This is a genomic window from methanotrophic endosymbiont of Bathymodiolus puteoserpentis (Logatchev), assembly GCF_900128525.1.
GTDB lineage: Bacteria > Pseudomonadota > Gammaproteobacteria > Methylococcales > Methylomonadaceae > Methyloprofundus.
Genome location: NZ_FQTQ01000181.1, coordinates 39,831 through 53,456 on the forward strand (window position 1 = coordinate 39,831; position 13,626 = coordinate 53,456).

Annotated in this window: 9 protein-coding genes and 1 pseudogene; 6 read left to right on the top strand and 4 right to left on the bottom strand. The window is 38.9% G+C overall.

The window, feature by feature from the left end:
• Position 1 precedes the first annotated feature (1 nt).
• The 6 genes from atpG (at position 2) to BQ7314_RS13460 (ending at position 7,769) form a co-directional block, all read left to right on the top strand.
• Positions 2-868 (top strand): F0F1 ATP synthase subunit gamma, encoded by an 867-nt coding sequence (atpG, locus tag BQ7314_RS13435; RefSeq protein WP_174484203.1) that lies wholly within the window; start codon positions 2-4, stop codon positions 866-868.
• Between the two features lie 39 nt (positions 869-907).
• Positions 908-2,284, top strand: coding sequence for a F0F1 ATP synthase subunit beta (gene atpD / locus BQ7314_RS13440; protein WP_174484204.1), 1,377 nt, complete (start codon positions 908-910; stop codon positions 2,282-2,284).
• Between the two features lie 23 nt (positions 2,285-2,307).
• Positions 2,308-2,730 (top strand): F0F1 ATP synthase subunit epsilon, encoded by a 423-nt coding sequence (locus BQ7314_RS13445; protein WP_174484205.1) that lies wholly within the window; start codon positions 2,308-2,310, stop codon positions 2,728-2,730.
• A 280-nt stretch (positions 2,731-3,010) separates the two neighbouring features.
• Entirely contained in the window at positions 3,011-4,381 is a 1,371-nt protein-coding gene (glmU, locus tag BQ7314_RS13450; RefSeq protein WP_174484206.1) for a bifunctional UDP-N-acetylglucosamine diphosphorylase/glucosamine-1-phosphate N-acetyltransferase GlmU, read from the top strand.
• Position 4,382: 1 nt separating this feature from the next.
• On the top strand, positions 4,383-6,212 hold the full coding sequence (glmS, locus tag BQ7314_RS13455; protein WP_174484207.1) for a glutamine--fructose-6-phosphate transaminase (isomerizing): 1,830 nt from the start codon (positions 4,383-4,385) through the stop codon (positions 6,210-6,212).
• A 555-nt stretch (positions 6,213-6,767) separates the two neighbouring features.
• On the top strand, positions 6,768-7,769 hold the full coding sequence (locus tag BQ7314_RS13460; RefSeq protein ID WP_174484208.1) for a choice-of-anchor A family protein: 1,002 nt from the start codon (positions 6,768-6,770) through the stop codon (positions 7,767-7,769).
• Here the strand turns inward: BQ7314_RS13460 and BQ7314_RS13465 are convergent.
• The 4 genes and pseudogenes from BQ7314_RS13465 to BQ7314_RS13480 all read right to left on the bottom strand — a co-directional run.
• Entirely contained in the window at positions 7,753-10,410 is a 2,658-nt protein-coding gene (locus BQ7314_RS13465) for a cellulose synthase subunit BcsC-related outer membrane protein (RefSeq protein ID WP_174484209.1), read from the bottom strand. The genes BQ7314_RS13460 and BQ7314_RS13465 overlap by 17 nt on opposite strands.
• The gene (locus BQ7314_RS13470) at positions 10,407-11,411 is read right to left on the bottom strand and encodes a family 8 glycosyl hydrolase (protein WP_174484210.1); all 1,005 of its coding nucleotides are present in this window, start codon (positions 11,409-11,411) and stop codon (positions 10,407-10,409) included. Before BQ7314_RS13470 ends, BQ7314_RS13465 begins: the two co-directional genes overlap by 4 nt.
• Entirely contained in the window at positions 11,401-13,416 is a 2,016-nt protein-coding gene (locus BQ7314_RS13475) for a cellulose biosynthesis cyclic di-GMP-binding regulatory protein BcsB (RefSeq protein WP_174484212.1), read from the bottom strand. Before BQ7314_RS13475 ends, BQ7314_RS13470 begins: the two co-directional genes overlap by 11 nt.
• 26 nt (positions 13,417-13,442) lie before the next feature.
• Positions 13,443-13,626 (bottom strand): annotated as a pseudogene (locus BQ7314_RS13480) (IS66 family transposase); the annotation flags it as partial.

A 13,626-nucleotide genomic window follows, 5' to 3' on the forward strand; every position in this document is an offset into this window, starting at 1 on the left:
AATGGCTGTTGGTAAAGAAATACGCACCCAGATTGCGAGTATTAAGAATACTCAAAAAATCACTCGCGCTATGGAAATGGTTGCTGCGAGTAAAATGCGTAAAACAAAAGACAGAATGAATGCTACGCGTCCCTACTCAAAAAAGATTAGCCAGATCATTAAACATCTGGCTCATGCTAACCCTGAGTATAAGCACCCATTTCTTGTTGAGCGTGAAGTGAAACGAGTGGGTATTATTGTTATTAGCTCTGATAGGGGCTTATGTGGCGGTCTGAATTCAAACTTATTCAGAAAGACGCTGAAGCAACTGACTCAGTGGGACAATAATAATATTGATGTGGATGTTTGCACTGTTGGTAGTAAAGGCGCGAGCTTTTTTGGTAGTTTAAAGATAAACAAAGTTGGACAGGTATCTAAATTAGGTGATACTCCACACCTCAATGAGGTAGTGGGTATTATTAAAATCATGCTCGATGCATATCATGCAGGTACGATTGATGAGTTACATGTGATGTACAATCAATTTGTAAATACTATGACTCAAGCACCTACTATAGAGCAGTTAATTCCTGTTGTGGCGAGTGAACTTGAAAATGATGGACTAAAAAAGCATTGGGATTATTTATATGAGCCTGATGCTAAAGAAGTTCTAGATAATTTACTCACTCGATATATAGAATCAATTGTTTATCAAGGTTTAGTAGAAAATAATGCCTGTGAGCAATCAGCGAGAATGGTTGCGATGAAAAGTGCTTCAGATAATGCTGGCAACCTTATTGATGAGTTGCAACTTGTTTATAATAAAGCAAGACAAGCCGCTATTACGCAGGAAATTTCAGAAATTGTTGCCGGTGCCGCAGCTGTTTAGGTCTTGTAGAACAATTTAAGTAATTAAGAGGACGACACAATGAGTTCGGGTAAAATCGTTCAGATTATTGGTGCGGTTGTGGATGTGGAATTTCCACGTGAAGCACTACCAAAAGTATATGATGCGCTAAATGTAGAGAGCGTTGGACTAACTTTAGAAGTTCAACAACAATTAGGTGACGGAATAGTACGTGCAATTGCAATGGGAACAACGGATGGTATTCGTCGTGGCTTAGAAGTAAGCAACAGCGGTGACGCGATCAAAGTACCTGTTGGACAAAAAACTTTAGGGCGTATTATGGACGTCTTAGGTAATCCAATTGATGAAAAAGGTCCAATCGGTGAAGAAGAAAAATGGGTCATTCATCGTGACGCACCTTCTTATGCTGAACAGGCTCCAGCTAGTGAACTTTTAGAAACGGGTATTAAAGTTATTGACTTAATATGTCCATTTGCTAAAGGCGGTAAGGTTGGCCTATTCGGTGGTGCTGGTGTAGGTAAGACTGTCAATATGATGGAGCTTATTCGTAATATTGCGATTGAGCACAGTGGTTTCTCTGTATTTGCTGGTGTTGGTGAGCGTACTCGTGAGGGTAACGATTTCTACCATGAAATGACAGATTCAAATGTTATCGATAAAGTATCATTAGTTTATGGTCAAATGAATGAGCCTCCTGGAAACAGATTGCGCGTTGCTTTGACTGGATTGACTATGGCGGAATACTTCCGTGAAGAAGGGCGTGATGTTTTATTCTTCGTAGATAATATTTACCGTTATACCTTAGCGGGTACTGAAGTATCAGCACTATTAGGTCGTATGCCATCAGCGGTAGGTTATCAGCCTACGCTAGCTGAAGAAATGGGTGTATTACAAGAGCGTATTACTTCAACTAAAAAAGGTTCAATTACTTCAATTCAAGCCGTATACGTACCGGCGGATGATTTAACCGATCCATCACCAGCAACAACTTTCGCGCATTTAGATGCAACGGTTGTATTGTCTCGTCAAATTGCTGAATTAGGTATTTATCCTGCGATTGATCCATTGGATTCAAGTAGTCGTCAGTTAGATCCTTTAGTGATTGGTCAAGCGCACTATGATGTGGCTCGTGGAGTACAAGGTATCTTGCAACGTTATAAAGAGTTACGTGATATTATTGCAATTCTGGGTATGGATGAGTTATCAGAAGAAGATAAGCAAACTGTAACAAGAGCGCGTAAAATTCAGCGTTTCTTATCGCAGCCTTTCTTTGTTGCGGAAGTCTTTACTGGTTCTCCAGGAAAATATGTTTCACTTAAAGATACTATCATTGGATTCCAAGGTATTATTGATGGTGAATATGATGACTTACCTGAGCAAGCGTTTTATATGGTTGGTTCCATAGATGAAGCGGTTGAAAAAGCGAAAAAAATGTAAGTTGTTAACTTATAGGTAATATTATGACCATGACAGTACATGTAGATATCGTAAGTGCAGAACAGGAGGTTTTTTCAGGAATGGCTGAAATGGTTTTTGCTCCTGCTGAACTTGGCGAAGTTGGTATTACACCGCGTCATGCGCCACTAATATCTAAATTGAACCCAGGAGAAGTTCGCGTAAAAGTGAGCGAGAAAGAGTCTCAGGCGTTTTATGTTTCCGGTGGATTATTAGAAGTACAGCCACACTTAGTGACGATACTCGCTGATACAGCCATAAGAGCAAAAGATATTGATGAAGCAGCCGCCTTACAAGCGAAAGCAGCAGCAGAAGAAGCGTTAAATGATAAGTCTGGTAAGATTGATTATGCAACGGCTCAAGCTCAACTAGCTCAAGCAATGATGCAATTAAGAACCATAGATAGACTCAAGAAACGAGGCCACTAAGGAACTTAGGTGTTTAATAAAAAAGCTCGATAGCGGTTTCGTTATCGGGCTTTTTTTATTTAAAATGCTAGCAATAATTAACGCATCTATTTTGGTGTAAGCCTTTAGGCCCCTCTTCCTCTGGGAGAAGGCAAAGCGTTAAAATAGGTGGAAACCTGAGTGATTACATTTTGGTAGACAGTGCTTTTTGTTAAAGATCTCTTGGTTTTTCTTTATTACAGAATAATGCTTGCTATAATTTATACAGTCCCCTCACTTGAAAACCTAAGGAAATACTTACATGACATTGAAAACGCTTATTTTGGCAGCAGGGCAAGGTACACGCATGCGCTCAGCTCGGCCAAAAGTTTTACATGAAATTGCAAACCGTAGTTTATTGCAACACGTTTATGATACAAGTAAATTGCTTGATGGTAACGAAATTATCGTTATTTACGGTCATGGTGGTGAGTTGGTTAAACAAAGCTTATCTAACCTAGATGCACAGTGGGTAGAGCAAAAAGAGCAATTAGGTACTGGGCATGCAGTTTTACAAGCGGATAATTTGATTAATAATGACGATACAGTGTTGATTTTATATGGCGATGTACCTCTGCTAACAAAGCACTCGATTGAGCAGTTATTGGGTAATGTTACCAAGCAGTCATTGGCATTATTAACCGTTAATTTAGACGACCCTACAGGTTACGGGCGCATTGTCCGAGATAATGAGGGTAAAGTTACAAAAATTACCGAACATAAAGATGCTACAGAACAAGAGCGACTGATTAAAGAAGTTAATACTGGAATCCTTGCTGTAAAAGGTGAAAAGTTAAAAAGCTGGATTGCCCGCATAGGTAATAGTAACGCCCAGCAAGAGTTTTATCTGACAGATGTTATTGAAATGGCAGTTAATGAAGGTATAACGATTAAAACGAGTCAGCCTGAACACCCAGATGAAGTCCTTGGAGTGAATAATCGTAAGCAGTTAAGCCACTTAGAAAGAGTTTATCAATTGGCTCAAGCAGATAAACTGATGGAGGTTGGAGTCACTGTGGTTGATCCTGCAAGGATAGATTGCCGAGGAACTTTTGCATCTTTGGGGCAAGATATTTCTGTTGATATTAATGTGATTTTTGAAGGCAAGAATAGCATTGGTAATAATGTCAGTATTGGAGCAAATACTATTATTAATAATTCGGTAATAGCTGATGATGTACAGATCCTAGCGAATTGTATTATTGATAATGCCGTGGTGGGGACTGGTAGTAAAGTTGGTCCTTTTGCTAGGTTACGTCCACTGGCAGAATTAGCCGAGCATGTACATATCGGCAATTTTGTCGAAATCAAAAAATCAACTGTTGCTAAAGGCAGTAAAATTAATCATCTCAGTTATATTGGTGATGCAACAATTGGCAGTGGGGTGAATATCGGTGCAGGTACAATTACTTGTAATTATGACGGGGTAAATAAATTCCGTACAGTTATTGAGGATGGTGCTTTTATTGGTTCAGATACACAATTGATAGCGCCGGTAACAGTGGGTAAAAATGCTACGATTGGGGCAGGTTCTACGATTACCAAAGATACGCCTGATGAACAGTTAAGTTTATCCAGAGCAAAACAGATCAGTATACAAGGCTGGCAGCGTCCAGTAAAAAAGGAGCAATAATATGTGTGGTATCGTCGGTGGAGTTGCGCAAAGAAATGTTGTCCCTATCTTACTTGAAGGGCTGAAAAGATTAGAGTACCGTGGTTATGATTCAGCAGGGTTAGCTGTTGTCGCTAATGGTAAAATTTTTCGACAAAGAGAAATAGGTAAAGTTAAAGGACTTGAAGATTTAATAAAAGCTGAACCTTTCTCTGGAAATATAGGTATTGCACACACACGTTGGGCAACACACGGAAAGCCGAGCAAAAAAAATGCACACCCGCATATTTGTAATAATAAAATTGCTATCGTACACAATGGTATTATTGAAAATCATCAAGTCTTACGAGAAGCGCAAAAAGCAGAGGGGTATACATTTACTTCTGAAACAGATACTGAAGTGATTGCTCATCAGGTTTATCATGAGCTAGAAACTACCAAGAGCTTATTACAAGCCGTAAAAAATACGATTAAGCACTTAGAAGGTGCTTATGCTTTAGGTGTGGTCAGTAAAGAAGATGAAAATACCTTGATTACTTGCCGTAAAGGAAGTCCCCTGGTAATAGGTGTTGGTTTTGGTGAGTATTTTATAGCTTCAGATGTCGCTGCTCTTTTACCTGTGACACACCGTTTTATCTTTTTAGAAGAAGGCGATATTGCTGAACTTAAAATAGATAGTTTAGTTATTTACGACAAAGATGACCAAATTGTCGAACGCCCAATTAAAGAAAGTACTGTAAAAGCAGATGCAGTAGATAAAGGCGAGTACCGCCACTATATGCTCAAAGAAATTTACGAGCAACCTAATGCTATTGCCGAAACGCTAGAAGGCCGCTTTATTGGTAATAAATTACAAGATAGTGCATTTGGACATAAGGCAGCAGGCGTTTTTGATAAAATTAAATCGGTGCAAATTTTAGCTTGTGGCACCAGTTATCATTCAGGTTTAGTGGCAAAATATTGGTTTGAGAACTTAGCTCGTGTGCCTTGTAATATTGAAGTAGCCAGTGAATTTCGTTATCGAGACCCCGTGTTACCTGCAGATACCTTGGTTGTTACCATTTCACAGTCCGGAGAAACAGCCGATACTTTAGCTGCTTTATTAGAAGCGAAACGCCTAGGTGCTAAATATTCACTATCAATTTGTAATGTGCCGGAAAGTTCTTTAGTGAGGGAATCAGACCTAGTTTTGATGACGCGTGCCGGCCCAGAAATTGGAGTAGCCTCAACTAAAGCGTTTACGACACAATTGGTAGCCTTGATGTTACTGGTTGTTGCTGTCGGCAGGCGCTTTGCTTTAGATGAAGAAAAGGAAGCAGAGATAAGTTCTGAATTGTTTAAATTACCGCGTATTCTTGATGATGTCTTATTGATTGATGCAGAAATAAAGATATTATCAGAGCAGTTTTCAGAAAAGAATCATGCTTTGTTTTTGGGGCGAGGAACGCATTATCCAATTGCAATGGAAGGCGCGTTAAAGTTAAAAGAAATTTCATATATTCATGCAGAAGCTTATCCGGCTGGTGAACTAAAACATGGCCCTTTAGCGTTAATTGATGCAGAAATGCCGGTCGTTACAGTCGCACCTAATAATAGTTTGTTGGAGAAATTAAAATCTAATATTCAAGAAGTAAGTGCGCGCGGAGGGCAGTTAATTGTTTTCTTGGATGAATCAATTACTACCGAAGATGATGAGAATGTACAGATTGTACGCGTGCCTAAAGTGAATAATTTGATAGCACCGATTGTCTATATAATACCGTTACAATTGCTTTCTTATCATGTTGCTATATTGAAAGGTACAGATGTTGATCAGCCGCGTAACCTAGCAAAATCAGTTACAGTAGAGTAAGTAGTTTGCTTATTAGTGATATGTTATTAAGTGAAAATTTGCATGAGGTAATTTGAATAGAAGCTGGTAAAGGTTTATGGCAAAGAAATGGTAGCAGAATTCCGAAGATAAGAGTGTTAGCTGGATTAAAGGAGGCGGCAGCCTATATTGCGCATAGCTTTTGCTGGTCTTAGAGTTAGCTACCTTCTTTTTATTGCAAAGTACTTGGCAAAATATTTATTGAAATTGTGAAGCGTATTAAATTAATGTTTAGCTGTTTGAGGCCAAATGATAGTCTGAGAAAAAAGGGGGTAATGGTTGAATCCTCAACCTTAACAGGCTCTATAGTTTTAGAAAATAATCTTGGCACCATTTCATCTTAAGCTGAATTATAATCTTTCCAATATCTTACTTATTTAGTCATTTAATTTGGGTAATGGGTTAAGCTTAAAAAATGATAATTTATCGGGGGGACATGTGCTGCGGGTTAATATCAAGGTAAATTTACGACACTTAATATGTTAGGAAATGTTAAATTCATAGGCGCACTGCCGCCTTCCAATAGGAATATTATGTATGCTGACTAGTAAAAAGTACTTGTGTCAGGTTCTCTTGGTTTTTTCTTTTTTTACCGCAGAGAGCCAAGCCTATAGGCTTGATTTTGGTGCGGCAGGTGCGTTTGATGCCTTTGTTTTTGGAGATATGGATGCTGCGCAATCTGATGTTGAAGGACGATTAGCTGTTGGAGGCAATTTAACCTTAAATAATTATGCTATTGGTAAGCTACTTGATAATTCTCATGGAACACGAGATGACTTGGTTGTGGGTGGCGATCTAACATTTCATAATGGCCGAGTTTATAATGGTAATGCTCGTAGTGGTGGCGTAGTTACCTTGGATAATACCGTTGGCTTTTATAGTACTAGCCCAGCTAGTCCGAATGGGGCGTATATTTCTGGTAATCCATTAGATTTTAATAGTATAGAGCAACAATTGAAGCAAAGTTCATTGCGCTGGTCTAATCTTGCGACTACAGCAGTAAGTGACATGAATAACTATGGGCAGCTAACATTAAGTGGGGTTAATTTGGATGTTAATGTTTTTTCTATTACGGCTGATGAATTAGCTAGAACCAATAAATTCACCTTAGATATTCCAATACAATCACATGCTTTGATTAATGTTTCAGGTACGAATGTTAATTTGAGCGGTTTTGGCTTCTATAGGTCTGTGAACAATAATATCGTGCGTATTCTGGACAATGATGTTAATAGCACTATTAGGCATGATGGAACTTTGACACAAAAAGTCTTATTTAATTTATTTCAAGCTACTAATTTAGGGATTAATGGTATCGGTATTAAAGGAAGTATTTTAGCGCCTTTAGCGGATAGTGTATTTTATGATGGACATATTGATGGACAGCTTATTGTTAATTCTTTAAGGGGTGTAACGGGTCAATTAAGTGGTCAAGTGAATCATTACCAGTTTATTGCGGTTATACCGGCACCCTCTACTTTAATCTTATTTAGTATCGGTGGTTTATTTCTGTTGTTACGTGCTAGAACAGTTGCTTGAAGGTAAATCTTGGAATATCTGTACTGAATGTAGCTACACGACCTTTAAAATAATAGCGAATATTGGCGGCAAAAAAATAATCTGAGTAATTTCCTATTTGCTGAAATCCACCTCCGCCAGCTATTTGTATATTAGGCGTTAGTAGCCAAGCACCTTTCAATTCTAAATCAAAGGCTGCACCTAATTGGCTGTTTTTGGAATATATGCCTTGATTTTGTAAGTTTTGTTCGGCAAGGCTTTGTAGCGTCGAGTTTGTGGGAAAATAGAGAGATTGTTCTTCAGTAAACGATTGAAAGCCTGCACTGGCTTGTCCTTTGAGAATAAAAGGTTTGCCTTCTTTGGTCAGGAAGTTAAGTGATGCCCCGATATTGTAAAGTAGTTGTGGGCTGAAATACCCCCCATGACCTAAGGTAAAATGACTTAGATTTTTCTTATAATGCTGTATTGATGCGTGGGGACCCAGGGAGAAATAATCAAAGTGTTTGAAATAAAAATTATAAGCAAGGCTGATACTTTGACTTAGGTTGAGATTATTAGCAACCTTAGTTCCTCCTAAAAAAGCTCCTTTTGATTCGCTATAAAGACTCCAATCTTGATTGAGCTGAATTAAGGTAGTTGCTAGTAATCCCGTACTCATTACACGTCCCCACTTCTCATGACTATAAGGGTCTTGCATACCAGTGTAAGATAAAATTGACTGGCGTACAGGTTTGGAAAATCCCTCAAGTTGCCAGAATCCATGATCCCCGTGTTGTTTGAAACCAATATTCCATGTGATGCTGGGCCCCAGTATGCCATTCATAGGCGTGCTGCCAATAGAGAAATAGGGGTTAAATTTCCCCGCATGTTGGTAGTTTATCTGTGCGTATAAGCCATTAGATAGTGAATTCTTAAAGGGGCTAAAACAAGGTTTCATTTGGGTATTGTTTGCATTTAAACCTATGCTTCCTATAGATCGACAATCTTGTTTACTGACTTGACCACTATATAATTCACTACGAAAGCCATGAATGCTAAATTCATGAGTGTTAGAAAATACATAGCGGCTACCAATAAGAGGTAATTCTTTGATTTCTAGTCGGCTGGTTCCAGCACTGCCACTTCTGCTGCGATATAGTATGCCCGTTTCTATAAATGTGGAATCTATATTCTGTAGTAAATGTGCACTAGGTGTAATACTGGCAGCGATTGATGGGGTGGGGGCATATTGCTTAGCAGCAAGAAATTCTTTATAGGCAAATAATTCAGGGAAACTATATTTTTTTGGACTTTGTTTATAATCAAGCCAGGCTTTGAGTTCATTGCCCTCAGGACTCTCTCCCGAGTATGATTGTGCGAGGTTGAGAGATGCCTCAGCTTGAGTATAATGTTTTTGATCCATTTGCTGCCAAGCCTTTTTATAATAGATAAGGCCTGTTAGTTCCCGCATTCCTTTAGATTGTGGTTGATAGCGTTGTGCCAGTTGTAAGGCTTTTTGCTGATCTCCCGTTTGCCATAAAATCCAAGCATTTAGTTCATCAGCAGGGCGAGCGTCAGTCAGGTATCGTTGCGCTTGTTGTAATGTATTTAGGCTGTTTTGATAATCATGTTGGTCGTATAATTCTTGTGCTTGAGCCAGTAAAAGGCTAGCGAGCAGCGGCTGCATTCTGGGGTGATCAGAAAAGTGACGAGCTAAATCTAGTGCTTGTGTGTTTTGGTGATTATCATACAAAGCTTGTACTAAGCCTATGGCTGAGTCGAGGTGTCGAGGCTGCCAAGTGAGTGCAGCACTGAACCAGTTTATTGATATTGTCCGGTTCTGTTTGAAAAAATACCAGCCAAGTTGATTAGCGATAGCAACATCTTTACGTTGTTTTATCGCGATGGTCAGTTGAGGAAGCAGCTGTTCAATAATCGGTACGTTATGCTTGGTGATGGATTGAGAAAGGGAGTAGCGATTATACCTATAGTGGATGTTTGCGATACGCTGTATGTCTTTAGGTTTATGAAACATCGGCTGAACATTTTGAATTAAACGATTAAAATATGTTATATCCAAGTAGCTTTGTGCACTTTGAATCAAATTAAGTCTATCTTGGTCTGAATGGCAGTGGTGAATGGCGGCAGTTAATAAGTTGAGCTTATCTGCTTGTGAGTTTACGTAGTGATAAATATTTTTTCCATTCCATAATTGTTGTAGTTGGCCGCAGTGCTGACTGGGCTGGCTGAGTACAAGAGAAATGACTTGATTAATATCACTGTTAAGCAATAGGGGGTTCCAAGCATGTCCTATCGGTTGCCTATTGGCTATTGAACTCGGTGGTTGCTTTTTGTGTATTAAGGTAAGTAGCTGTATTGGGGGAGACCACTTTGGAAACTGTTTTTGCCATTGGCTAATAGTGGATTGTAGTAGAGTTAACTTACTGGAGTTAAATAGTTGCCATAGAATGCGCTCATCAGGCGCTTGAGTGGTTTTATCAAATTTTGGCTTTGATGGAGAGGCCGGTGTTTTGGTTTTAGAGGCTATATTTATAGTTACTTGCTCTTGCTTGGGCAATAAGGGTTGCTCTTGGGTAATGTGCCATATGGTGGCAACAGCAATCATGAAACTGCCGATACTAAGTAGTTTTAGTATAAAAGGAGTAAAGGCGGGACGGGTCATTGGGCAATTGACTGTTGCTGAGCGATAAAGGCAAGTAGTTCAAGGCTATGTGAGTAATAGTCTTTATTCTGAGAAATATTAGCTAAGCCGATAGGTTTTTGAGCAATTAATTGATAGGTAGATATAAAGCCAGCATTAGCAGGGTATTCAGCGAAACTATTATTTAATAAGTTAGCCTTTGGGCTTAGATAACCCAATTGATTTTGACTAGCCTGTGCATACGCTAGAAATTGTTTGCGCTTCTCGGAGGGGAGTAAATTTGCCCAACTTAAATATAAGGGGATACGAATAGCTTCATAACCAAACACTGGTGGTCTTTCAGAGCTTAAGGTGATTTTATCATCTAGTTGCAGCCAATCAGCGGGTAGCTGCCATTGCCCGAACTCGGCGGTATTAAATAAATACAGGCCACTATTAATTAATTTTTGCCACAGTGGACTCTTATCAACACGTGCAAATTCTTGTAAGGCAGGAAATACCCAGTAAGATAAGTTGATGGTTAGTTTTCCTGGCTGAGTAATAAAGCCTTGTTCAGCAGGCATGATAATCTTATGCCCCTGCCAATTCTTGATTAATTTATTGCGAATGTCGCGGAGAATATTATTAGCCGCTTGTTGATAGCTTGAATTATGCCACCGCTGAGCTGCTTGCAATAAGGCCCATGCAATCAAAATATCACCATCACTAGCATTATTGACATCGGTAACACCCTGGTTCGGAGTGTATTGCCAAGAAAATAAGTAGTCATTACGTGTCTGTAAGTGGGTAACACTCCAGTCCCATAGTGTAGCAAATGTTTTTTGGTCATTAAAATAAACGGCAAATAACAGGCCATAGCCCTGACCTTCAGAGTGGCTGATTCCCTTATTGCCATTATCAATAACACGTCCCTCTATACTAATAAATTCTTGTTTGAACGCTTGCCACGATTTTTGTGCGGGGCTTGGCTGCTTGCTACAGGCACTTAATAATAGGAAAAATAATAGCAGACTACGAATCATATTCAGAGGTATTGCTATGATATTTGAGTTTGTAACGCTTTAAAGCTTGATGACTTAGAAATGCAACGAAGAGTAGTAGGCCAAGAATTATTAGTAACCAGTAGTTACGATGCAGTGAAAAATGGTAAGCAAGCTTATTACGTAAGGTAGTTTCGCCTATATAAAAGGTCTTTCCTGCGCTTAATGTTTCTAGCGATTTTGCATCATCTTTCCATATAGCGATATTATTATTTAGCTTATTCCATAACTCAGGCTGAACGAGCCGGTACATAGTGGCATAAAATACCGCGGGGTTATCATAAGTAATAAGTGTATTCAGTTTCTTATTGATCCCGGTCTCGGATGGATAGCTGACCATGAGTGCTTGTGAGCCGAGTGAGGCATTAAAATTAATTTGTGTATGTAGTGGTTGTAATAGAGCATTATTTGATGATTTAGACTCGGGAAATAGTAACTGCTCTAGCGACTGATAAATAGATTGGTGTTTTTCTTGTATGGCATGGCCTGCGCTATAAGGAAATGTGATATTTTCGCTTAATTGTATTGGTGCATGAGCTAAGTCATCATCGTATAATGAATTTCGAGCACCGATAATAAATAAGTGGCGGTCATTAATAGATTTGAAAGATAATTTTGCTTCTGGTAAAGGGGCGCGATTAATTTGACTCAGCTTTGCTATTAATTGCCATGAGCCAAGTAAAGTTGCGTGGTTTTGATCACGCAGTACGATGCCTAAACCTGAGCCATTAGTCGCGCTTAGATAGGGAAACCCCGTTCGTTTTAATAAGGACAAGTCAGGTAATTGCGTATAATGGTCAAGCTCTGGAAATAGAATAGTTGAATTTTCAAACAGCGTTAATAAGCTATTTTTATCCTGCATATAAGTACAGTCACCTGATACCACAGGTGGCATAACAGCTTCAAAACTAATTTTATTGAATCCAGGCTCAAAAGTGCTACTAGGAATATTAATTGTATAAGCTTGAAAACTATCGCCATCTTCGTTGTCCAGATTTATCGCTTTTTCAAAAATATCATTCACCCTAATATTTAAAACAGAGTCAGAGCGAAATGCAGCTCCATAGTTTAGAGCTAGCTTAATAGTAACGTTGCTTTTTGGTTCATGATACAAGTCGCTAGGCATATTAAATGTTAAGCTCACATACTTACTCTTAGGGTGAATTGTACGCGTGGTAAAGCCTAAATCTTTAAATTGATAAGTGAGCCCAGGAACGATGATATTGGACCTCGTTGATATTGGATAAGGTTGAATGTTTAAAGTTTTGATAAACATATCTTGTGTGTCAGGAAATGCGTTGCGTGCATAAGCAAAGGTTTTCGCGGCCAAAGTTACTTCATCCGGTGTTGTCCCTGAGATAATAATAATTTGAGCATTATTTTTTTGCGCAGGGTAAACACCCAAATAAGCACCCTTTATTTTATGTTTTAGCTCGGGTGCTAATAAGTCGGCAAGTTCGGCGCTTGTGCCTATTAAAACAGCATCGGAGTTTAATTTAGATTGTTGTAAAAATCGCAAAGGGTCTTGATTCGATAAAATCTGATCTTTATGCTTAGTTATGGCTGTCGCTTGCTGTAAATTCAGTTTGAAGGTCTTATAGTCTAGCCGTAAGGCAATAGCTTGCGATACTAAGCTGCCCCATTGCAAATCGTTATCATTATAGGAGGTATTAGGGCGTAATAAAGTTATTGCATAGTGATCTAGTTTTTTATCGATTATTTTATTTAAATCTGCCAGAGTGTATCTTTCGTTGGTATAACTTGAGTCAATACTAAAATAGGACTTGACAGAGTTTACTTGGGTCCAAAGCTCAGAAGATTCTGGGAATTCGCATTGCTCAGTATAATGTTGAGCAACTGAGAGCGTAATTTTGTTATAGCCAGCAATAAAATACTCTATTGGTAATACTATATCACTAATAATCTGTGGTTTTTTAGGGTTGAGTACAAACTGCTTAGCAACTATATCGTTTATAGAAACAACCAGTTGTGAGCGTTCTTAGTAACTTCTCATTATCCACAGGCAGCGGCCGCACGGATGACTTCCGATAACGGAGAAATATCGCCTACACCCAATAAGCGATCTTTCAAATAATCCCAAAATGATAAGTCATGCTTTCGACAGGTCTTTTTTAGACTGGCAAAAGTATCTCTAGCTTTCCGTCCTGCATCACTTCGGGTGCTTCCACTGATTTTT

Coding starts and splice junctions, on each gene's coding strand:
- atpG (WP_174484203.1), top strand. CDS start 2: ATGGCTGTTGGTAAAGAAATACGCACCCAGATTGCGAGTATTAAGAAT.
- atpD (WP_174484204.1), top strand. CDS start 908: ATGAGTTCGGGTAAAATCGTTCAGATTATTGGTGCGGTTGTGGATGTG.
- BQ7314_RS13445 (WP_174484205.1), top strand. CDS start 2,308: ATGACCATGACAGTACATGTAGATATCGTAAGTGCAGAACAGGAGGTT.
- glmU (WP_174484206.1), top strand. CDS start 3,011: ATGACATTGAAAACGCTTATTTTGGCAGCAGGGCAAGGTACACGCATG.
- glmS (WP_174484207.1), top strand. CDS start 4,383: ATGTGTGGTATCGTCGGTGGAGTTGCGCAAAGAAATGTTGTCCCTATC.
- BQ7314_RS13460 (WP_174484208.1), top strand. CDS start 6,768: ATGCTGACTAGTAAAAAGTACTTGTGTCAGGTTCTCTTGGTTTTTTCT.
- BQ7314_RS13465 (WP_174484209.1), bottom strand. CDS start 10,410: ATGACCCGTCCCGCCTTTACTCCTTTTATACTAAAACTACTTAGTATC.
- BQ7314_RS13470 (WP_174484210.1), bottom strand. CDS start 11,411: ATGATTCGTAGTCTGCTATTATTTTTCCTATTATTAAGTGCCTGTAGC.